This is a genomic window from Sulfurimonas sp. HSL-1716, from assembly GCF_039645975.1.
Lineage (GTDB): Bacteria > Campylobacterota > Campylobacteria > Campylobacterales > Sulfurimonadaceae > Hydrocurvibacter > Hydrocurvibacter sulfurireducens.
In genome coordinates this window covers 974068-995658 of record NZ_CP147918.1, presented here as the reverse complement: position 1 = coordinate 995658, position 21591 = coordinate 974068, and the positions used below count along the sequence as shown (strand labels likewise).

21 protein-coding genes are annotated in these 21591 nt (G+C 43.7%); 10 read left to right on the top strand and 11 right to left on the bottom strand.

The genetic code is table 11. The annotated features are described in order from the left end of the window. Positions 1-37: 37 nt before the first annotated feature. The 4 genes from WCY03_RS05110 to WCY03_RS05095 are packed head-to-tail and all read right to left on the bottom strand — an operon-like array spanning position 38 to position 2275. Positions 38-724 (bottom strand): class I SAM-dependent methyltransferase, encoded by a 687-nt coding sequence (locus WCY03_RS05110; protein ID WP_345993923.1) that lies wholly within the window; start codon positions 722-724, stop codon positions 38-40. Beyond that, entirely contained in the window at positions 721-1344 is a 624-nt protein-coding gene (gene hisG, locus WCY03_RS05105) for an ATP phosphoribosyltransferase (protein WP_345993922.1), read from the bottom strand. Before hisG ends, WCY03_RS05110 begins: the two co-directional genes overlap by 4 nt. Beyond that, the gene (locus WCY03_RS05100) at positions 1338-1970 is read right to left on the bottom strand and encodes a type III pantothenate kinase (protein WP_345993921.1); all 633 of its coding nucleotides are present in this window, start codon (positions 1968-1970) and stop codon (positions 1338-1340) included. The genes hisG and WCY03_RS05100 overlap by 7 nt, the downstream gene beginning before the upstream one ends. Further along, positions 1952-2275: a hypothetical protein gene (locus WCY03_RS05095; protein ID WP_345993920.1), complete on the bottom strand. Its 324-nt coding sequence runs from the start codon at positions 2273-2275 to the stop codon at positions 1952-1954. The genes WCY03_RS05100 and WCY03_RS05095 overlap by 19 nt, the downstream gene beginning before the upstream one ends. A gap of 160 nt (positions 2276-2435) precedes the next feature. Here WCY03_RS05095 and glmU point away from each other — a divergent pair, with 160 nt between their 5' ends. From glmU to WCY03_RS05075, 4 genes are read left to right on the top strand one after another with little or no spacing between them, the layout of a single operon-like run. Then, a complete protein-coding gene (gene glmU, locus WCY03_RS05090; RefSeq protein ID WP_345993919.1) occupies positions 2436-3734 on the top strand; it encodes a bifunctional UDP-N-acetylglucosamine diphosphorylase/glucosamine-1-phosphate N-acetyltransferase GlmU in 1299 nt (432 codons plus the stop codon). Beyond that, complete coding sequence (locus WCY03_RS05085; protein WP_345993918.1) at positions 3735-3941, top strand: DUF2905 domain-containing protein; 207 nt, start codon at positions 3735-3737, stop codon at positions 3939-3941. 46 nt (positions 3942-3987) lie between these two features. Then, on the top strand, positions 3988-5106 hold the full coding sequence (locus WCY03_RS05080; protein ID WP_345993917.1) for an exonuclease SbcCD subunit D: 1119 nt from the start codon (positions 3988-3990) through the stop codon (positions 5104-5106). Then, positions 5093-7462 (top strand): SMC family ATPase, encoded by a 2370-nt coding sequence (locus tag WCY03_RS05075; RefSeq protein ID WP_345993916.1) that lies wholly within the window; start codon positions 5093-5095, stop codon positions 7460-7462. Before WCY03_RS05080 ends, WCY03_RS05075 begins: the two co-directional genes overlap by 14 nt. A gap of 8 nt (positions 7463-7470) precedes the next feature. On the opposite strand, the gene WCY03_RS05070 is transcribed toward WCY03_RS05075, so the two are convergent. The 3 genes from WCY03_RS05070 to WCY03_RS05060 all read right to left on the bottom strand — a co-directional run bounded on the left by WCY03_RS05070 (position 7471) and on the right by WCY03_RS05060 (position 9828). Further along, positions 7471-8496 (bottom strand): macro domain-containing protein, encoded by a 1026-nt coding sequence (locus WCY03_RS05070; protein ID WP_345993915.1) that lies wholly within the window; start codon positions 8494-8496, stop codon positions 7471-7473. A gap of 5 nt (positions 8497-8501) precedes the next feature. Next, positions 8502-9101 carry a DarT ssDNA thymidine ADP-ribosyltransferase family protein gene (locus WCY03_RS05065; RefSeq protein ID WP_345993914.1) on the bottom strand — a complete coding sequence of 200 codons (600 nt, stop codon included), beginning with the start codon at positions 9099-9101 and terminating at the stop codon, positions 8502-8504. Between the two features lie 157 nt (positions 9102-9258). Then, positions 9259-9828, bottom strand: coding sequence for a class I SAM-dependent methyltransferase (locus WCY03_RS05060; RefSeq protein WP_345993913.1), 570 nt, complete (start codon positions 9826-9828; stop codon positions 9259-9261). Positions 9829-9899: 71 nt separating this feature from the next. Between WCY03_RS05060 and WCY03_RS05055 the strand changes: the two genes are divergently transcribed. The 4 genes from WCY03_RS05055 to WCY03_RS05040 are packed head-to-tail and all read left to right on the top strand — an operon-like array spanning position 9900 to position 13384. Further along, the gene (locus tag WCY03_RS05055; RefSeq protein ID WP_345993912.1) at positions 9900-10418 is read left to right on the top strand and encodes a Mut7-C RNAse domain-containing protein; all 519 of its coding nucleotides are present in this window, start codon (positions 9900-9902) and stop codon (positions 10416-10418) included. Positions 10419-10452: 34 nt separating this feature from the next. Beyond that, a complete protein-coding gene (locus WCY03_RS05050; RefSeq protein WP_345993911.1) occupies positions 10453-10875 on the top strand; it encodes a FecR domain-containing protein in 423 nt (140 codons plus the stop codon). Further along, positions 10875-11471: an OmpA family protein gene (locus WCY03_RS05045; RefSeq protein WP_345993910.1), complete on the top strand. Its 597-nt coding sequence runs from the start codon at positions 10875-10877 to the stop codon at positions 11469-11471. Before WCY03_RS05050 ends, WCY03_RS05045 begins: the two co-directional genes overlap by 1 nt. Positions 11472-11476: 5 nt before the next feature. Further along, positions 11477-13384, top strand: a complete 1908-nt coding sequence (locus tag WCY03_RS05040) for a CHASE2 domain-containing protein (RefSeq protein WP_345993909.1) — start codon at positions 11477-11479, stop codon at positions 13382-13384. Positions 13385-13490: 106 nt separating this feature from the next. On the opposite strand, the gene WCY03_RS05035 is transcribed toward WCY03_RS05040, so the two are convergent. From WCY03_RS05035 to WCY03_RS05020, 4 genes are all read right to left on the bottom strand, one after another. Beyond that, positions 13491-14915: an SDR family oxidoreductase gene (locus tag WCY03_RS05035; protein WP_345993908.1), complete on the bottom strand. Its 1425-nt coding sequence runs from the start codon at positions 14913-14915 to the stop codon at positions 13491-13493. Between the two features lie 27 nt (positions 14916-14942). Beyond that, complete coding sequence (gene pgeF / locus WCY03_RS05030; RefSeq protein ID WP_345993907.1) at positions 14943-15647, bottom strand: peptidoglycan editing factor PgeF; 705 nt, start codon at positions 15645-15647, stop codon at positions 14943-14945. Between the two features lie 2 nt (positions 15648-15649). Further along, entirely contained in the window at positions 15650-18028 is a 2379-nt protein-coding gene (locus tag WCY03_RS05025) for an ATP-binding protein (RefSeq protein ID WP_345993906.1), read from the bottom strand. A gap of 91 nt (positions 18029-18119) precedes the next feature. Then, positions 18120-19319, bottom strand: coding sequence for a cation:proton antiporter (locus tag WCY03_RS05020; RefSeq protein ID WP_345993904.1), 1200 nt, complete (start codon positions 19317-19319; stop codon positions 18120-18122). A 72-nt stretch (positions 19320-19391) separates the two neighbouring features. Between WCY03_RS05020 and WCY03_RS05015 the strand changes: the two genes are divergently transcribed. Both WCY03_RS05015 and WCY03_RS05010 read left to right on the top strand, forming a co-directional pair. Next, the gene (locus WCY03_RS05015; RefSeq protein WP_345993903.1) at positions 19392-20768 is read left to right on the top strand and encodes a phospholipase D-like domain-containing protein; all 1377 of its coding nucleotides are present in this window, start codon (positions 19392-19394) and stop codon (positions 20766-20768) included. 19 nt (positions 20769-20787) lie between these two features. Further along, positions 20788-21528 (top strand): endonuclease/exonuclease/phosphatase family protein, encoded by a 741-nt coding sequence (locus WCY03_RS05010; protein WP_345993902.1) that lies wholly within the window; start codon positions 20788-20790, stop codon positions 21526-21528. Positions 21529-21591 lie beyond the last annotated feature (63 nt).

Genomic DNA, 21591 nt, shown 5'->3' with positions numbered 1-21591 from the left:
GAGAGACATCTCTCTCATAAACTTTTTAAAAACTCCCCTAACCTCTCTTTTTAAAGATCAAAAGCGTTTTGTCATGCTCATCGTAAAGCGAAAAAGTCTGTTTATCTACAAGCTTTAATGACGGTATCTTTTGAAACAGCCCTATCTTGTGAAAATACTGTACTATCGTATCTTGATGCTTTTTATATCTGCCGTCTTCGCATTTATCAAAAAGAGTGAACTTTGTATGAAGCTCGTCATTTTCAAATACGGCGTCCACTATGAGAAACTCGTTTTCGTTCTCATTGCTCATCGTACCTTCGGCAACATCGCTAAAACCGTAAAGAGTGTTGATGTCAGCTATAAAGACGCCTTCGTCGTTGAGTTTTGAAGCGACCGCTTCCATAAACTTCAAAAGCTCCTCTTTGTTCATAAAATTCAACACGTCAAAGATCGCCACGACCGCATCGTATTTGCCCTCTACATCACTGACATCGATACACTCGGCGTCAAGCCCTATCTCTTTGCACTCATCGACCATCACTTGGCTCAGATCAACACCCTTGCAGGTAACGCCGTCGCTTATCATACGGCGCATAAAACCGCCGCGTCCGCATCCCACGTCAAGAAGCGTCTTTACATTGTAATCATCAAGTTCGGAGCGGTAGAGGTTGTATAGCGATTCTGTCGCTTCTTCTATGCCTAAGAGGTGCTCGGCTTTTGCGTAGAGGTCTAGGTTTGTCATCTCTGCTCGGATTTGATGACTTTTTCTATCTTTTCATAGATATCAAGCACTTCGCTTTTCTTCTCAAAAAAGCTGTTTTTGTTCGCTATGAGGTAGGTAGAAGACTCCATGATATCTTCGACCACTTCAAGACCGTTTTGCTTCATGGTCGTACCCGTCTCCACGATGTCTACTATCATATCTGCAAGTCCGACAAGAGGTGCCAGTTCGATGGAACCGTAAAGTTTGATGACGTCAGCTGCTATGGCACGGTCTGCAAAGTAGCGTTTTGTGATGTTTACCATCTTTGTAGCGACCTTTATCTCCGGCTTGCTAAGGTCGAGTTTTTCGCCCTTTTTCATCCCGATAGCCACCTTACAGATACCGCGGCGAAGATCAAGAAGACGGATGACATCCAGCCCCTGCTCCTCTAAAGTATCCAGCCCGACCACGCCGATGTCCGCTGCTTGATGGTACACGTATGTCGCAACGTCTTGGTTACGTACGAGTAAAAACTTAAACTTCTCAGTCTCTAAAATCAGTTTTCTGTCATCAAATGCAAAAGTATCACCGAAGATATTTGCAAATATCTCCAATGTTTCTTCAGCGATACGCCCTTTTGGAAGTGCAACGGTTAGCATAGATCAGCCTTTTTCATAATATTTTTCATCCCTTTAAAAATCAGCTCGTCATCCAAAACGGCGTCTTTAAAGATATTTTTGAGTTCGGGTGCATCTCCGCCTGTCAGATAAACGGGCAAAGCATAGCTCATAACGTCGCGGTAAAGCAGTCCAACCTGAGCGTAAGTGAGTGCATCCTCGGAATTTTTCGGTATTTTATCCAAATCTATCTCAAAGTTATATGAGTAATCCAGCCTCGGCGATATCCCGGTGTACGCTTTATGGCTTGCACTCAATCCCAGAGCTATGTATCCGCCGACAAACGCACCCTTTCTCACTACATCTACCGTGATGGCGCTTCCCGCATCTATGACAACGCCGTTTTCTATTGACTCGCATACCGCTATGCGGTCTATGCCCATTGTCTCATAGTATTTTTTCATGTCTACAAAGGCTTTGAGGTCTATCCAGTTTGGAAAGTTTTTCAGCTCTTGTCCTACCTTCTCGTTCACGCAGATATAAAATATCTTCTCTTCGCTCTTTTTCAGCTCGTAGTCGGCTGTGGCTATCTTCTCTTTTACGCCCTCACGATAAAAATCGAACGTCGTGTTTCCTATATCGCAGAGAGTCAATCTTGTAGACTCCACCCGCAGCTTAAAAAAGCTTCTCTGGCTTTTGAGCATAACGGCGCATCGATAAAAAGGACTTTGAATTTGAAGCCGTGATCGCTGAATATGATGAGCTTTTGGTAGATCTCCTCAAATTTTTTGACATCTTTCATAAGCAGCCTGCTTGTCTGAGAGACTGCGAATATGGCGGTAAAATACCCTCTTGTGTCTGTCGCATGATATATCTTTATCCTGTTTCTCACGCCCAGCTGAGAAGGTTTTATCTCTACCATTTTTTTGTATAAGTTACCGTTTTCTCTTAGCGAGTCGACTACTGCTTGCATATTTGTGGCTGCCTTCTTAACTATTCAATTACGCAATTATAGTATAATCACACTTATAAAATTCCATAGACTTCTTGCAAAACCCTTGTTATCCTTACCGCTTTTTAGCTCTCTGAGGTTATCAGGGGTTATGCAAGAAGTCTAATAAAAAGTATAAATAATGAACAATATCTCCATAGTCATCCTCGCTGCGGGAAAAGGCAGCCGTATGAAGTCGAACAAAGCAAAAGTCCTGCACAACATCAGCGGCAAACCTATGCTTTACCACATCGTAAAAGAGTCCCTAAAGGTGAGCGATGACGTGAGCATCGTCGTAGCACACCAAAAAGACGCAGTGGAGCAGGAGATAAAAAAATATTTTCCCGACATAAACTTCATAGAACAAGACGACGTAAACTTTCCGGGTACGGGCGGAGCGATGAGAAACATCACGGCAAAAAACTCTCATGTACTCGTGCTTAACGGAGATATGCCGCTCATTACCGCAGAGTCATTGCAAGGTTTTCTGGATGCAAGAGCGGACATCGTACTTTCCATTTTCGATCTCGAAGACCCGAGCGGTTACGGCCGCGTGAAGATAGAAAACGGCGAAGTCAGCTACATCGTCGAACAAAAGGACGCAAACGGGTATGAGATTGCCATTACTCAAGTTAACGCGGGAATATACTCTTTTAAAAAAGAGGTCTTGGATACTTATATACCGCGTCTTGAAAACAATAATGCGCAAAGCGAATACTACCTCACGGACATCATTAAGATGGCAAAAGAGGACGGACTTGTCATCAAGCCTCTTTTGGTAGACGAGGAGCATTTCAAAGGCGTAAACTCCAAGCTCGACCTTGCAAGCGCGGAAATAATCATGCAAGAGCGCATAAAAAACAAGTGGATGACAGAGGGTGTGAGCATGAACCTTCCGCATACTATCTACATCGAAGAGGGAGTACAGTTTTTTGGAGAGTGTCTGGTGGAGAACAACTGCCGCATTACGGGTGAGAGCCTCATCAAAAACTCCATCATCAAGTCTTCAAGCGTCATAGAAGACTCCGTCGTCATCGACTCGGATGTAGGGCCTTTGGCGCATCTGCGCCCGGCTTCACACATCGAGGGTACGCATATCGGCAACTTCGTAGAGGTCAAGAAAAGTACGCTCAAAGGCGTAAAAGCGGGACACCTGAGCTACATCGGCGACAGCGAGGTGGATGAGGGTACGAACATCGGCGCGGGCGTCATCACATGCAACTACGACGGCATCAAAAAACACAAGACTAAGATAGGCAAGAACGTTTTCGTGGGAAGCGACAGCCAGCTCGTCGCACCCGTAGAGATAGAAGACGACGTGATGATAGCCGCAGGAACGACAGTGACAAGCGGAAAAGTGCCAAGCGGAAGCCTAGCTATCAGCCGAACGAAAATACGTTTCATCGAAGGATTCTTTCAGAAATTTTTCGGGAAAAAATAGATGTATAAGATCTTTTTTGCGATAGGCATCGTCTTCATCATCTTGGGAGTCTTGGCTTTCCTGTTCAAGGGAAATCTGTTTCAACTTCCCGGAGACATCGTCGTAAAAAAAGAAAACTTCAGCTTTTATTTTCCTATCACTAGCATGATACTTCTCAGTGTCATGCTAAGCCTCGTATTTACAATTCTTTCAAAAATCTTTAAATAATCCGAACTTTTAGGTAGAATGTTTAAAACTCTATCGGGAAGCTGTTTTGAAGATCATACACTTTAGCGACACGCATCTGGGTTTTAACGACCTCGATGTCTTAAACGATGACAACATCAACCAAAGGGAAGCGGACTTTTACGACGCTTTCTCTCAGGTAGTAGAGCAGATCAAAGAGATAAAACCAGATTACATCATCCACACGGGCGACCTTTTTCACCGCTCACACCCGTCAAACCGCGCCATCACATTTGCACTTGAACAGTTTAAGATCATAGACTCTCTTGACATCCCCTTCATCCTTATAGCGGGAAACCACTCTACGCCCAGAACAAATCTAAGCTCACCCATACTCAAGATATTCGAGAACTTTAAAAACGTCTATCTTTCCTACGAGCAGGCATATAAAAAGGTGGCATTTAGCGATGTCCTCTTTCACACCCTGCCCCACATGAACGACGAGACAAAGGCTCTCTCGCAGATAGAACTCTGCGAAGCAAACATAGACAAAAGCAAAAAGAACATCATGATGATGCACTGCTCCGTGGGCGCATTTTACCTGATGCAGGAGTTTGGCGAGTGGGTCTACCCAAGTGATAAAGAGTACATCTTCAAGATGATGGACTACGTGGCTCTTGGTCACTGGCACGGTTTTGGAAAGGTCGGCAAACATGAGAACGTCTATTACAGCGGTTCGATCGAGCGCACAAGTCTGGGCGACAAACGCAACTCCAAAGGGTTTGTCCTTCTCACGTTAAAAGAGACTTTGTCGGTGGAATACAAAGAGATAGCCATCCGCCCCATAGTGCAAAAAGAGATAGACTGCGAGGAGTATGAAAGCTCCGTCTCAAAGCTCGACACAAGCGACGTCAAAGATGCGCTTGTGGAGATACGTCTTACAAACCTTACCGCGTTGCAGTCCATAGACATCCAAAACTCCGCCATAAAAGAACTATTTCCTGATGCCTTACATGTAAGCGTCAAACGGGAGTTTAAACAGGGAACAAACGAAAGCACTGCCCGTGATGTCGAAGCACTTTCTTTAGAAGAGTTTTTTCTCGAACACATCAAAGAGGATAGCAAAGAGAAGGAGTTTGAAAGACTTAAACACAAAGTCCAAGAGCTCTTTGCAGAGTATGAGGAGGCAGCAGATGATACTCTCTAGCCTCCACTTGGAAAACTTCAAAAAGTACACCGCTTTTGACATCGAGTTCGGCGAGGGGCTTGTGGGGATCATCGGCAAGAACGGAAGCGGAAAGTCCACCATCTTTGAAGCGATCCTTTTAGCCCTCTACGGCGAGATGAAAAGCCGAGGAAACAAAGATCTCATACGTAACGCCGACGCTTCTGCAAAAGACGCTGTCGTAGTGGAACTTGTGTTTGAGTATGAGGGTGCGACATTCAGGGTCGTTAGAGAGTTTCGAGGAAAGACACTCACCGCAAACGCCAAACTCTTTAAAAACGAAGAGCTCATAACAAGCGGAGCAAAAGAGGTGACCTCCTCCATCGTCAAGATAACCAAGATGAGCAAAGACGCCTTCATGCACACCCTCTTCGCTTCCCAAAAAGAGCTCACAAGCCTGAGCACTCTTAAAAATGAAGACAGAAAGAGGATGATACGTAAGCTCTTGGGGCTGGAGAAAATAGACTTCGTAGAAAACAGCCTCATAGAAAAGAGCCGTCAGCTCAAACGCGAGATAGAAGCGTTTAAAGAGGTATTCCTCGGCGATGATGAGATAAAACAGAAGCTCGAGCAGATAAAAGCCGATGAAGCGAGCAAGTCTGCTCTTTTAAAAGATGAGAAGAGCAAGAGCGAAGAACTCTCTCACATCAGACAAAGAGAACAGCATCTTAAACAAGAGCTCTCCCTCCTTACCAAGACAAAAGAGCAGAAACAAAAGCTCTTTGCAGAGTTTGAACGCGCCCAGCAGGCACACGACTCCGAGGTAATGAACCATGTCAAGCTCACGGCGGAACTGCATCAGCTCGAGCACAAACAAGCCGAACTAAAGACACTCGAACCTCAAAAAGCGCAGTTCACACAGCTGCAAGAGCAGATCAAACAGCAAGAACAGCTCAGAGAGTTCCACCTCAAAAAAGAGGGTATCCTCAAAGAGCAAAAAGCCCTCACGGACGAGTGGCACAAGTCAAAAGCCGACATCCATGTACTTGAAAAAGAGTGCGAGATGTATGAGCAGTTCACCTTCGATGCAAAAAACCTGGAGCAGGAGCTCTCCATACGTCAAGACAACATAGAGGTCAAGCACACCATAGAGCGCGAACTCCTTGCAGAGATGGCGGGCGAACAGAAGCTCATAGACAGAACAAACGCCAAGATAGCAAACCTCAAGGAGCTCGGAAGCGAGTCGGCTTGTCCTACATGTACAAGACCGCTTTTAGAGGAGTATGACAACGTCATCAAGTCGCTTGTAGACATCGTCAACAACACCCACAAAAAAAAGGTAGACGAGTACAAAAAACAGCTCTTAGCCGTACAGACCCAAAAAGCCGACCTCGAAGCACAAAAAAAGCTCAAAGACAAAGAGTTCGCAGAGCTGAGCGGCAAGATAAAGATCATAGAGAGCAAGCTCATAGACCTCAAAAAAGCAAAAGAGCACTTCACCCAAGTGGAGCAAAAAGGTGTAAAGAACAAAGAGGAACTAAAAGCACTCGAAGCCTACAGCTACGACGAGAAACTGCACAATGAACTCAAAAACAGCCTTAGCGCCATAGAGCCGCAGTACAAACACGCACTCAGCCTAGAGACGGAGCTAAAACGCCTCGTGCTTGTGAAGTCGGACTTGGAGAACGTCAACAAAAAGATAGCCGAGCTAGCCCTTACATGTAAGAACAAAGACACGGAGTTTAAAAGCATCATCTACGATGAAAAACAGCACGAAAAGACACTTGAAGAGCACGATGCCATCATAAAGACCATAGATGAGAAAACGGCGGTCATAAACGAGTTAAAGGTGCAGATAGCACGCATCGAAGGGGAGATAAAGAGCATCCAAAACTCTCTGGACAACAACGACGCACAGCTCAAAAAGGTGCAAGGCAAAAAAGACGACCTCACGGACTTTGAAAAGATCAAGACAAGCCTAGCCGAGTTCAAGACCCGTCTCAACTCTCAGGTAGCACCGAGGATATCGAGCATCGCCTCGGAGATGTACGCACGCATCACCAAAGGCAAGTACCAGCACATAGAGGTGAGCAACGACTTTGACTTCTTCATCTACGACGAGGGCAAAAAGTACCCGATCGAGCGATTTTCAGGCGGAGAGGTAGACCTCGCGAACCTAGTCCTGCGCATCGCCATCTCAAAGACCCTCACGGAACTCAGTGGTGCTTCAAGCGTAGAGTTTTTGGCATTTGACGAGGTGTTTGGAAGTCAGGACGAAAACAGACGGATGGAGATACTAGAAGCATTCCACACCATCAAAGAGCAATACCGACAAATATTTCTGATAAGCCACGAGATGGAGATAAAAGAGATGTTTGAGCGGATTGTGGAGTTGTGATAAAAAGTTTAATGACTATAATTTATACTATAATTTCCAAGAATATCTTTACGTATAATATTTAAATTCAACAATTCATTAATAGCATTTGAAATATCAGTTTGAGAAAACTTATTTTTTTTCTTTTCAGACCATTCATGGAGCTTTTTGATAACTTCCACTTCATTTATGTTTTGATTATTTAAAATAATAAAACAAACTGTGGCTATTAATTCTAATTTTTCATTGGATGAATATGAATTAACTAGTTTTGCAGCTTTTTTAATGAAAGGTAAAAACATTGACAATTCTTTTTCCATTTTCTCACTAGTTAAAGTTTGATGAGCTACTGCTAATGCTTTTTCTGTTTGAAATTTATGAAATTCTTGAAACTCTTTAATGTCTCTTGACAATATATCTATTGCATATGAATATGGACCATAGTGATGTGCTTGAAATTTAAAATAATCTTTTCTACTTAAAACATTAATAAAGAAAGCAGCTTTTTGTAATCTTATTTTTGAGAACTTATCTAATTCTTTTTTAATGGTCATCAATATCATATGAGACATTGTTAACTTTGGAGCTTTCTTTACATCTGCCTTATACATTAATGCAGGTTCATACACATATATATCCTTTTCTTTTGAAAGAGGAAATATATAACTTTCTATAACTTTTTTGACTTCTTTCCAGTTCAATCCACCATTTCCACTTCCTAATGGTGGGATCGCTATTGATTGAATATTTTTTTCTTTTAATAAGTCTACTAAGGCTTTCATACCATTTTCAATATATTCTATCTTAGATTTTTCTCGCCATTTATCTTTTGTAGGAAAATTAATAATTAATTTTTCATTTTCAAAAAAATAATGTAATTTTCCAGGATGTAATTCATGACTTTTACAAGCTTTCATATAAGATTCATTAGTTAGAGGAAATTTATTTTTAAACTGATAGGCAAGCCCTTTTCCCATGAATCCTTCACAATTCACAGTATTGACTAAACACTCAGCTTCACTTTCTAAAATATTTCCAGTTGTTAATGTATACATTGTAATTAATGTCCTTTAAAAGACTGAGCTTGTACATTTATAAAGAAAGAAGGACTATTACCGTAAATACTTTGGTATAACTCTTGTATGTATTTTTTTGTTGTTTCAGACTTGACAATAATCGACTGGAACGCTCCTGGTAAAATAGCTTCATGATTAGCTACACATTCTGCCATACAAACTTCTTTACATTCTGGATTAGAATACTCTCGTTCGTTCATTAATTCCCAATCAATTTTTTCAATTCCCTCTTCATAATCATAACTTACTAAAGGATTCATATGTTTAGGATGTGTCGGGAAGATTCTGAAATCATTTTCTTTATTAGCTGCAATTCTTCTACGAATGGTAATATATACAAATTCTTCGTCTGGATGATTCATTTGAACTCTTCCAGCAAATGGTGTACCTAAGAAAAAATGGAAAGGAATCAGGTAAGATATCTTATGTTTATTTCTAAAATCTATTATGTCTTGTTCAGCAACATCTTTAAAATCACTACTCAAATTTGATCTAGCTTTCAAACCATCTCTTAAAATTGAATCCATATTCGACAAAGCAGTCAAATGATATAATAACTTTCCATCTTTAATATTTTTGGGCATACCCATTTCCTTTTATTAACTTGAATTTTACAAGATAATTTAAATCTATTTTACTATATATAAAATAAATTCTTATATAAGCTATAATCACCCCATGAAATTCATAGCTGACTGCCATTTAGGGAAGATCGCTAAGTATCTGCAAAAGATAAGATATTTATAAAGCAGCACTTACACTGTAACGCCACTTATGTTGACTTACATGTACATGAAAACCATGCTCTTCAAGCATCTTTTTTAGTGCATGTACCTCATAAAAATGAGCAGGTTCACCGAGAAGTTTTTCCATAGCCCAGAGGCTCTTGCCCAAAAACGTTCCCTTATCAAAATCATAAATAAAGAGTTTTCCGTTTTTTTTGAGAACCCTTACAACTTCTTTCATAGCCATATCCGGATCAGTAAGATGGTGTAGTGATTCTCCCATGAGTACGGCATCAAAACTATCATCATCAAAAGGCAGCGCTTCTGCAGTTGCCGTATGTACTTCTACATACTCCTCGGTATATTTGAGCATACCCTTCGCCGGGTCTACTGCTACATATCTCAGCTTGGGATTGCATCTGTATGCGAACTCGCACATCATTCCTGTCCCTGCTCCGATGTCTAAAACGGATGCTTCGTCACATAACGGTTTTATGAACATGCAAAGTTCTTCCACCACCTTCTTTGGGTATAAAGAGGAGCTAAAGTGTTTAAAGACAAATCCTAGATAGTTAAACGGGATCATAGGTCACTTTCCTTTTATAACGAACAAGAGGTTAGATAATTGTATCATTAAATTCACATTTCCAAAGTAGTTTGAACTTTCATATAAGCTATAATAATCCCATGAAATTCATAGCCGACTGCCATTTGGGAAAGATCGCCAAGTATCTGCGGATATTCGGCTTTGACACACTTTACTTTCAGAGCATAGACGATGACGACATCATAGAGATCGCGCAAAAAGAGGAGCGTTTTCTTCTCACGAGCGACAAGATACTCTACCAGAGGATGAAACATCACGACGCTTTGTATCTTGTCCATGCAGGGTATGAGGAGCAGTTAAAAGAGATATTTCACCACTACAAGCTTTTTGACAAGACCAAGCCGCTCAGCAGATGCATCAAGTGTAATGGCGAGCTTGAAAAAATAGAGAAGCTGGAAGTCATCGAAGAGCTCAAAGCTAAGACCAGAAAGTATTTCGACACCTTTGAAAAGTGCAAAGAGTGCGGCAGGGTGTACTGGCACGGCGACCACTACAAGAACATGCTAAAGTTCACAGAAGAGTTCATTAAATCAAAAATCTTAAAAAAAACAAAGAAAATGAGAGTATAATGTGTACTTATTCCAAGATTAATAGAGGTTATTTATGCTACGAGTATCCTTGTTAATGCTTCTCTTCATCTCCTGCCTGTTCTCAGCGGATATCGCTATTGTCAAAAAGCTCGACGGTGAAGTCTTCGCTAAAAGAAAGAGTGAAATGGTCAAACTAAAGATCGGCGATCAGCTTCAAGTCGGCGATACCCTCATAACACGGCTTCACAGCAGCATAGGGGTCATATTTCATGACGGCACCATCGTGTCGCTGGGTGAAAAAAGCGTCCTTTCCATAGACCAGTATCTTTTCAAACCTGTCGAAAAAGATTACAAGTTTGATATAGACCTGCACAAAGGGGTCGCATCCTTTGAGTCGGGCAAGATCAGCGAACTTTCCCCTCAGTCCGTAAAATTCAAAGTCCCCGAAGGGACCATCGGGATACGCGGTACGAAGTTTTATGTGGAGGTCAGGTAATGGAACCGATAGTAATGATCGCATGGCTGGGGATATTGATAGCCGGGATGATGAGCAATCCGACCACGACCGTAGTACTTGCAGATAACGGAAAAGCAGAGAACGCCATCGTCGTAAAGACAAAAAAGGGTTCGGTCGTTCTTGACAAGCCGGGCTCATACGTAAGCCTCTCATCGCAAAACAGCGCTCCGAGCAGCGTAAAAGTGATGACAAAAGAGCAGATACAAAGCAGATTTAAAGGCGCGATCGCAAGTGCGCCTTTAAAACCCATAAGCGTGCTGCTGTATTTTAAAAACGATTCAAACGAGTTGACGGACGAGTCCAAAGCGAAACTTCCGCAGATACTCAAAGACATTAAAGACAGGATGCCTTGTGAGGTAAATATTATCGGGCATACCGATACGAAGGGCTCCGCCGAACACAACGTAGTGTTGTCTTTAGAGAGAGCCAACAGCGTTAAAGAGTGGATCCAGTCACAAAGCGTAGATATCCTCAAACTGCATGTGGAATCTTACGGAGAGTCAAATCTGCTGGTACCGACCGGAGACAACGTCTCCGAAGAGAAAAACCGCAGGGTAGAACTGCTCATAAGATGACCTAGATGAAAAAGTCGACGCTTCTTTTGGGGTTTCTCTTTACCGTTGTCATATATGCGGCGGTATTTTACAGCGGTGTCATAGAGTACTACGATCTTAAGATCTATGACTACACATACAAAGCAGCCGAATTATATGACAAAGAAACGCAGGCGCCCGTTGTCATCATCGATGTCGATGAGAAAAGTCTGGCTGCATTGGGACAGTGGCCGTGGTCGCGGGTGATACTGGCAAATCTCGTAAAGACGATCGCCTCTCAAAAGCCTGCCAGCATAGGTTTTGACATCATCTTCCCAGAACATGACAAAACCTCCCCAAAAGAGATGCTCTCCTTTTATGACAAGTACTTTTCGACAAAGATCAAAATAGACGGACTCCCAGATGCGCTTATGGATAACGACAAGCTCTTTGCCCAGATACTAAAAGAGACGAAAACCGTCCTGCCGGTCTATCTGAGCAACAAGATACACCCTAACGGCCGCTGTTTCATCCCCCAAAACAACATCCTTCCCTCTTCTTCTTCGCAGAAATATATCGAAGCGAGCTATATGCTGTGCAATATCCGAGAACTTCAAAAAGAGGCTTTTAGCATAGGTTTCATAAACTCACAAAGAGATGCCGACGGCATCTTCAGAAGAACATCGCTCTTCATAAAGTACCACGACAGGGTCATTCCTTCTTTGGGACTCGCGACCCTTTCAAGCGTGGACAGATTGAGTGTCGCCGATGACAAGATATCGGTCCTAGGGCAGAGTTTTCATATGGGGAAAAACGCCGAGGTGCTGCTTGATTTTCACAATACGAAAGATTACCGCGTCCTCTCGGCCGTGGACGTTCTCAGCGGTCATACCGACCTGACAAAACTAAAAGGAAAGTTTGTCCTCATAGGCACATCGGCGGTAGGTCTGCATGACAGGTACATGATCTCCGCTTCACGTACGATCCCAGGCGTGTTCGTCCATGCGGCTCTGATAGACAATATCATGAACGACACTCTGAAATACCAGCCCGAACTCCTTAAAAAGGTCAGTTTCTTTGTTTCGATGTTGTTATCGTTTCTGCTGGTATATCTGCTGATAGAAAGGGATTACTTAAAACTTTTCATCCTCTTTTCATCGGCGATCGTGATCGAATATTTTCTCGGGGTCTACTATCTGGACCGCAACGTCTACATCTCGTCGGGATACTTTCTGATCCCTTTTGGCATCTACTTCTTTATCGTAAACGTCATCGTCATTATCATCGACTACAAAGACAGGCAGAAGTTTATACAAGATCTTGTCAAGGCGCATTCTGCGACTCTGGACAACATGGCGCTGGTCGCCGAGACAAGAGATACGGACACGGGTGCGCATATTTTACGGACGAAGAACTATATAGCGCTTCTGGTGGATCATATGCACACGAACAAGATGTGCAAAGACAAGCTGACAAAGAATTTCAGAGACCTTATGTTCAGGGCTGCGCCTTTGCATGATATAGGCAAAGTCGGGATCCCCGACAAGATACTGCAAAAACCGGGGAAGTTGACCGAAGAGGAGTTCGAGATCATGAAGACTCATACGACGCTGGGCAAAAACATCCTCGAACACGCCATAGAGGGCAACGAAGAGAACGAGTTTTTAAAGATAGCCTACAACATAGCCTACTACCACCATGAAAAATGGGACGGAAGCGGTTACCCCGTCGGTCTGAAAAAAGAGGAGATACCTCTTGAAGCACGCCTGATGGCTGTCTCTGACGTGTATGACGCACTTATAAGCAAACGATGCTACAAAGAGGGGTTTAGCTACGAAGAAGCCGAGAAGATCATCATCGAAGGCAAAGGAACGCATTTCGATCCCGTGCTCATAGATATCTTCATCGAGATAAAAGAGAAGTTCAAAGAGATAGCGGAACGTATAACGGAATAGTCATTTGAGCATCAAGATGCCTGCGAACCTGCCCGTCTGCCCTCTGCTTTGTAAAACTTCGCGCATATAGCAGCCTCACACTTGATGCTAGACAATATGCGTTGAGCTACTCTCTTTGAGCGCTCTCGTTTAATATCCCCTTTATCATGTTTTTAAAAATAAAGAAGTGCATAGGCTTCATGGCATACCAGTAGATTCTGCCCCATATTCCTCTAGGGTAGAAATATGCGGACTGGATGAGCCTGTTGTCGATTATCTTAAACTCCAACCAAGCTTGTCCGGGGAGTTTCATCTGCGCGAACAGCAGAAGTCTTTGGTTTGGTTCTATATCTTCCACCCTCCAAAAATCCACACACTCGCCCAATCTCAGATCGCAGATATCTCTTCTTCCCCTGTTGAGTCCTGCGCCGCCGAGAATCTTATCGATAACACCTCGTATCTCCCACAAAAAGTCGTAGTCATACCATCCGTGCCCTCCGCCGAGGGAAGTGATGGTTTTAAAAACTTTTTCTTTATCGTAACCGTCTATGCTTGCCTCCTGCCTGTCCACAAAAACTGCATCGTTTATCTGCTTTGCATGTGCTTTATCCCACATGGTTCCGTCTGCGTCGCTCCATCTGCTGATGACCTGTTGTTGTTCTATCTCATCCACAGCTTTTTGCACGGCTTGAACATAGGCCATCGGCTTGATATGCGGATAATATTTTTGCGCATTGTCATTTTGTATCACGACTTCCGATCTCAACCCTTCTATAAGTGCTTTTGCGACCTTAAACGGAACGGGAGTGAAAAGATTGAGCCAATAAGATGAAAGATTGATGCTCATAAAGGGTACAGGAAGAAGGTACCTTTTCAGACCCAGAGCCTTTGCGGTTTGAAGCATCATTTCCCTATAGGGCATCTTTTCGGAGCCGATATCAACAATGAGGTTTTTGTCGTATTTAAGATACAAAGATGAAGCAAGATAGTCGATAACATCATCGACTGCAATGGGCTGTGCGAGAGTATCGACCCACTTGGGAGTTATGAGTACCGGGAGTTTTTCTACAAGATGACGGATGATCTCAAAGCTTGCACTTCCCGAACCGATGATCACGCCCGCTCTGATCCAGAGAGTCTGTGTCGTTTTTGAAGAGCTTAGTATCTCTCCTGTTTCGAGCCTGCTCAAAAGATGTTCGCTCGTATCGCTGTTTTTTACACCAAGACCGCCAAGATATACCACTCTTTTTACTCCGCATGCCGTCGCTGTGTCTATGAAGTTTTGGGCTGAAAGTTTGTCGAGTTCTTTGTAGTTTGGTTTGTTGAGCGAATGGATAAGATAATAAGCCGTGTCTACACCTTCTAGTGCATTTCTTAGCGCTTCTTTATCGAATGTGTCACCCTCTATGATCTCATGCACTGCAAGCACTTCAGGAGAAAGACTTTTTTTATTCCGCACAAAGATTCTTAGCTGGACTTCTCGGTTTTTTAAAAGATGTTGTTTTAACCGCCTGCCTATGTATCCGTTTGCACCCGTGAGTAGTACCTTCATAACAAACTCCTCATCTTAAAGTCATTATCATTTCAGCATCAAGATGCCTGCGAACCTGCCCGTCTGCCCCTCCGCTCTGTATGAAAAATACTCTTTTGTGTTACAGGCGGAACAGACACCGTCGTTTTGTATGTGCTCCTCTTGTATGCCGCACTCTTTTAGCTGTGTGAGTATGATCTTGTTTATGTCGAGGTAGTAATTCCCTGCGTGTTTTTCAAAAGCGTAACCAAACTCCTTTTTACTCTCTTCATATATCTCTTCGCCGACCTCATAACAGCACACGCCGATGGCAGAGCCAACGGAGACGATGATCTCTTGCGGGTTTGAACCGTACTCGCTTTGCATCGTCTGCACTACGTTTTTGACAATGTTGCCAAACGCTCCCGCACGACCCGCATGTGCTACGCCGATGGCTTTGTGCACGGGGTCGTAAAAAAGCACCGGAGTGCAGTCTGCGACCATTACCATAAGAGGAACGTTTTTTCTGTTTGTCACGAGTGCGTCGCAGGTCGGCGGAGTATGAAAAGTGTCTTTTGGAGTCACGACATGGACGATGTCGGAGTGTATCTGCTTCATATGCACCAAAACATCTTTGTTATAGCCGAGCTTTTGTGCCAGAAGCGCGTGGTTGGCATCGACGGCTTTTATGTCGTCGCCTACATGAAAAGCGAGGTTGCCTCCCTCATCCCGCGTGGAAAACCTGCAAAGTACTTCCGTAAACTTCTCTATCATCGTCACTCTTTTGCTTCGTCTTCATGTTTGGACTTGTTAAACTCTCTTGCTATTTTGGAGAGTTCCCTCAGACGGTCAACGACCTTTGCATTGACGATTTTTGCATCTTCACCCGTCAGTATGGATATCCCCTCGTCTATGTTCTTGACCGCGTACACGGTAAAAGTGCCGTTTTTCACCGCTTCGAGCACCTCCTCTTTGAGCATCAGATGTTTTACGTTCGCATGGGGGATGATGACCCCGTAAGAGGCTTTAGGGTCATGACGCATACAGATGTCGAAGAACCCTTCTATCTTCTCGTTTACCCCGCCGATGGCCTGTACTTCCCCAAACTGGTTTACAGAGCCCGTCACGGCGATATTTTGCTTTATGGGCAGCTCGCTCAATGAGGAGAGGATGGCGTAAAGCTCCGTGGACGAAGCGCTGTCGCCCTCGACCATACCGTAAGACTGTTCGAACACGAGCGAGACGGAGAGGCTAAGCGGCATATCTTTGGCGTATGTAGAGCCCAGATAGGAACTGAGGATCATTACCCCTTTTGAGTGGATAGGCCCGCTGAGCTCGACCTTTCGCTCGATGTCGATTATCTCACCTTTGCCGATCCTGGTCCTTGCGGTGATCCTTGTGGCCACACCGAAATCATACCCGCCCAAAGAGATGAAGCTAAGAGCGTTTATCTGCCCCACCGTACTTCCGCCGACGTTTATCATGATAGTCCCCTCTTCTATCATCTCGTAAAGCTTTCTTTGGATGCGGTTGAGACGCTCTTTGCGGGTCAAAAGAACTTTGTCGATACTCTGTTTGTCGATTACTCCGCTTCCCTCTTTTTTCGACCAGTAATCCGCTTCTTTGAGCAGGTCCGAAAGCGTTCTGAGATGCGTGGAAAACTTCAGGGCATGCGAGACCTCGCGGGAACTCTCTTCTATAACTCTGGCAACGGCATTTGGAGTCAGAGGAAGCAGTCCGTCGCGCTTTGCTATGGTGCCTATCATCCTTGCATAAAGCCCGATGTTTTCTTTGGAGCGCGGCATATCGTCTTCAAAATCCGCACTGACCTTAAAGAGCTCCTCAAAATCGGGATCGTAGTGGTGCAAAAGATAGTAAAGCACCCGTTCTCCGATAAGAACGACCTTGACGTCTATGGGGATCGGCTCGGGCTCAAGCGAGGTCGTACTGATAAGCGAATACTGCTGGACAAGAGACTCTATGCGTATCTCTTTTGAGCGCAGGACGCGTTTTAACTCTTCATACGCAAAAGGCTGCATAAGCAGTTTTCTCGCGTTTAAGATGAGATACCCTCCGTTTGCTTTGTGCAGCGCACCCGGTTTGATCATCGTAAAATCCGTAATGAGCGTTCCGACCTGTGATGAGTATTCCATCTTTCCTATGATGTTTTGATGCGTGGGATTGTCTTCAAAGATGACGGGTGCGGAGCTGTCCGCTTCGTGAGAGATAAGAAGGTTCACCTCGTATTTTGAGAATGTCGGCGCGTAGAATTCCTGCATGAAAGGAGGCATGTTCATATCGTCCAATTTGACTACAAAATCCCTTACGTTGCGGATGACGTCTTGCTTCAGGGCATCAAGATAAGCGATGATCTTCTCAAAGCCGCCGTATTTTTCGCGAAGATCGTCGATAAGCGATGTCACCGCGTTCTCGGTCGTTTTTTTATCAAGCGATTTAAACTCTTTTTGCTGTGCTTTGGCAAGTTCGCTGACCTTGCGCAATCCCTCTTTTAAGATCGCCTCATATTCTGTCAGTTTACGGTTTATCTCCTCTTTTTGTTCGCCTTTGATGGCTTTGAACTCTTCTGCTGAGAGCTTTTTACCGTCGATGATAGGGACAAAGGTCACGCGCGTCATGGAGGATGCGTCCATCGCGACGTCATGTTTGAGGGCTTCTTCTTGGAGTTCTTTAAAGATAGCGCTTTGCTGATTGAGGTATTTTTCTACGATCGCCTCACGCTCGTTATGATAGCTGTTGCTTTCAAAGACTGTCGGAAGTATCTCTTTTAAAAGTTCGACGAGTTCATCGACATCCTCTTTAAACTCTGCGGCTTTTCCCGGCGAAAGTTCTATGGCGAGCGGTTTTCTCGGATCTTGAAAATTGTTTACGTAACACCAGTCGCTTGGAACTTTTCGGCTTGCCGCTTTTTCCTGCAAAAAGCTCAAGATAGTAGAAAACTTCCCGCTTCCCGCCGGCCCCATGGCAAAAACGTTGTAACCGCTCTGCTGGATGTCGATAGCAAAATCCACCGCTTCAAAAGCTTTTTTTTGCCCGATAGGCTGCGTCAAAGGCTCAAGTTCTTCGGTGCTGTCAAATGAAAAAAGCTCGCTCTCGCATGCATGGTAAAGCTGCGATACCTCTAAAGTATATTCCATAATATCACCTCGTTCACTGTTATATAATCGGGTATTTTAGAAACTCCGGACGATTATATCATCTTTTGATCTTTGCAAATCATCCGGTGTTTTAAGCACACTCTCCTTTAAAATATTTCTTAAGCAGAAACGGAGGAATGACCGTCGTAGCTATGATGACAAAGATCAGCATTGCGTATATTTCGTTTGGAAGGATGCCGTTTACCCTTCCCATCTCTGCAAAGATAAGCCCTACTTCGCCTCTTGGTATCATCGAGATACCGATGAGGGCGTTGTTCCTTGCACAGCTTTGAATGATGAAAAACGCACCTATGAACTTGGTAATAAAAGCAAGAGAGATAAATGAAACGGACATCACCCAAAAAGAAGCCGACGAAAAATCTATGACCCGCAGATCCATGGAGAGACCGACCATGACAAAAAAGATGGGGGTAAATATCTGGATGATGGGGGTCATGTTCTTTCTGACCTCGCCAAGCAGTATCTCGTTTGTGTTCAAAAAAGCTCCAAAAGGCAGAAAGAACCTGCGTGAAAGGGCTACTCCTGCCGCAAACGAACCGAGGATGGCGGGAGCACCTACCAGATGCGAAAAATACGCAAAAAGCAAAATAAGAGAGATAATGATGGTCGGGATATATCCGGGCACGAGATGGCGTCCATGATATTTGTGTATGAGGTAGGAAAGAGTCTTTGCCAAAACGGGTGCGAGCACCAAAAACATCAAAACCATTCCCGCCACGGAGAGGGTATGTCTGAAGTTCGCTTCATGCGAGACGGAAAAGTCATATATGAAAACCAAAAGGATGATGCCGATGATATCGTCTATCACCGCCGCGCCGATGACGATCTGGGCTATATTGGTATTTTCCATATGGATATCCCGCAATACCCGAAGCGTGATGCCTATACTCGTCGCCGTAAGCGTACCGCCAATGAACAAGGAGATGTCAAAAGCCAGTCCGAAAAGATAGTAAGAGGTCAAAAGCCCTGTGCCAAGCGGCAGTACCACACCTAATATCGCGACTACCAAAGATTTCATTCCGGCGTTCTTCAAACGCGCAAAATCGGTCTCTATCCCCACTTCAAACAGAAGCAGGATGATCCCGATCTCAGCCAATATCTTGAGTATTTCGTTTGGCTCGATCACGCCTAAAACAGAGGAACCGAGAAGTACCCCTGCAAAAAGCTCGCCCAAAACGGAAGGGATACCCAGCCGCGCAAAAAGCTCGCCCAATATACGGGCGACGATGAGAATCAAAAAGAGTATCAGAAAAAAGTCATGTGCTTCCATCCAAATATTATACTACATTGCTCTCAAATAATAATGATATAATTTTCAAAAGCTCAAACAAGGGACACGGACTTGGCAAACATAATCATCTATCACAGTCTCATCATAGCCGGCGAACTTCTCGTAGTCCTGGTTCTTGCACACATGTTATATAAGAGACGCACGCCGACGAGCATGATCGCCTGGCTCTTGTTTATGATCCTTATGCCCTATGTCGCGGTCGTTTTATATATGATCTTTGGCTCAAGAAAACGAGAGAACAGGTACAAAAAAGAGCACATCACGCTAAAAAAACATACTCACCGTTTTGACAAAGAGAACCCCATAAACGAAGTCCTGCGAAGTTACGACATAGCAGATGCGGTCGAAAACGAGCATTTTGAGCTCTTTACCGATCCTTTAGAAGCGTATAAAGAGTTCATGAACTGCATAGCGGATGCAAAAAGTTCCATTTACATCTGCACCTATATCTTTAGATATGACGACGTCACCAAAGATATCATAAAGGCCCTTATCAATAAAGCAAAAGAGGGAGTCGAAATAAAGATACTCCTTGATTCTTTGGGTTCCATAGATCTGTATCTCTTTAGCGGCAGACTCAGACGGCTCAAAAAAGCGGGCGTACAGATACAGTTTTTTATGCCTATCTTCGAGATGCCTTTTAGAAACTACATAAATCTTAGAAACCACAGAAAAATATATATTTTCGATAACAAAAAAGTCTTAAGCGGAGGGATGAACGTCTCAAACGAATATTTCGGATCGGCCCCTGACGCTTCCAGACGCGAAGACATACTTTTTTTGGTAGAGGGTTCCTCAGCCGAGCAGTATTTCGAGATCTTTGCATCAGACTGGTTCTACGCTTCGCAAGAAAAACTCAGCTTTTCGGCAGACACTATTCAAAACGGCGGAGATGCGTACGTACAGGTCGTCCCTTCGGGACCTGACATGAAAAAAGATGCTCTTTACGAAGCCCTGCTCTGCGCTATTTACAGTGCCAAAAAACGGATATGGATCGTTACTCCCTATTTTGTGCCGGATGTCTCTTTGGTCGAAGCGCTCGTCATCGCAAAACACAAAGGCATAGACGTCAGACTCATAACGCCAAAAGAGTCAAACTATTTCATAGCCGATCTGACGAGAAGTTCATATATGAGAGAGCTTGAAGAATCCGGCATAGAGGTCGCACTTTATAACGGCGCGATGCTTCATGCAAAGGCCATTATATTTGACGAGACAAGCGTAATGCTGGGAAGCGTGAACATAGACAACAGAAGCCTGTTCTTAAACTACGAGGTTGCCACGTTCGTCTACTCCGCCAAAGTCATAAAAGAGATCGAAGTATGGATGCAGAAGCTTTTGGACAGATCTTCAAACGGCGTAAAACAGCCTTCTGCACCCAGAAGGATCATAGAAAACCTGATGAGGATCATAGCACCGCAATTGTAACGAAGGAAAAGAGAAGAGAATGTTTTTACCAGGCAACTATATAAAATCTTTGAACCATCAAGACAGATACTGTAACGAGAATTTTACCGTTTTATGCTGGAATGTAGCAAAACTCTCTCTTTCGGGCGCTTACAAAGAGTTCTTAGACTCTCTTATCGAAGACAAAAAGATAGACATCCTGCTTTTACAGGAGGTTAAAAAACGGGTAACGAATGAACTGGATATATACGACTACTCCTATATCCTCTCTCCAAATATCCAAACGAAAAGCCATGTTTTCGGTGTTTTGAGTGCATTTAAGATCTCTTGCGACAACGTTCTTTCCCTGCTTACAAAGAAAAAGGAGATGCTCTACACCACGCACAAGGTCACACTCATAACCGAACACAAGATATCAAACGAAAAAAAGCTGATAATAGTAAATCTGCATGCGATAAATTTTGTAAAGAACAGCGACTTTTACAATGAACTCCAAAACATCAGATCAGCTGTCATATCACATAAAGGGGCTATGATCGTCGCAGGAGATTTTAATACATGGAACACCAAACGAGTGGAATCCCTGCGAGAGTTCACAAGCGATCTCTCCCTTAAGCAGGTCACATTTTCCGATAATACGAATCTGAAAAAAGTCTTTTCACACAGTCTGGATCATATATTTTACAGAGGTCTTGAGCTTGTCGATTCGCATGTCATAAACAGCAAAAATATCTCCGACCATAACCCTATCGTAGCAGAGTTCAAGTTTTTAGACTTCTAGAAACAACACCGAAAAAAAGCTCTTAAAGGGCTTAAGTAGCTTCGTTTTTTTAATCTACTTTTT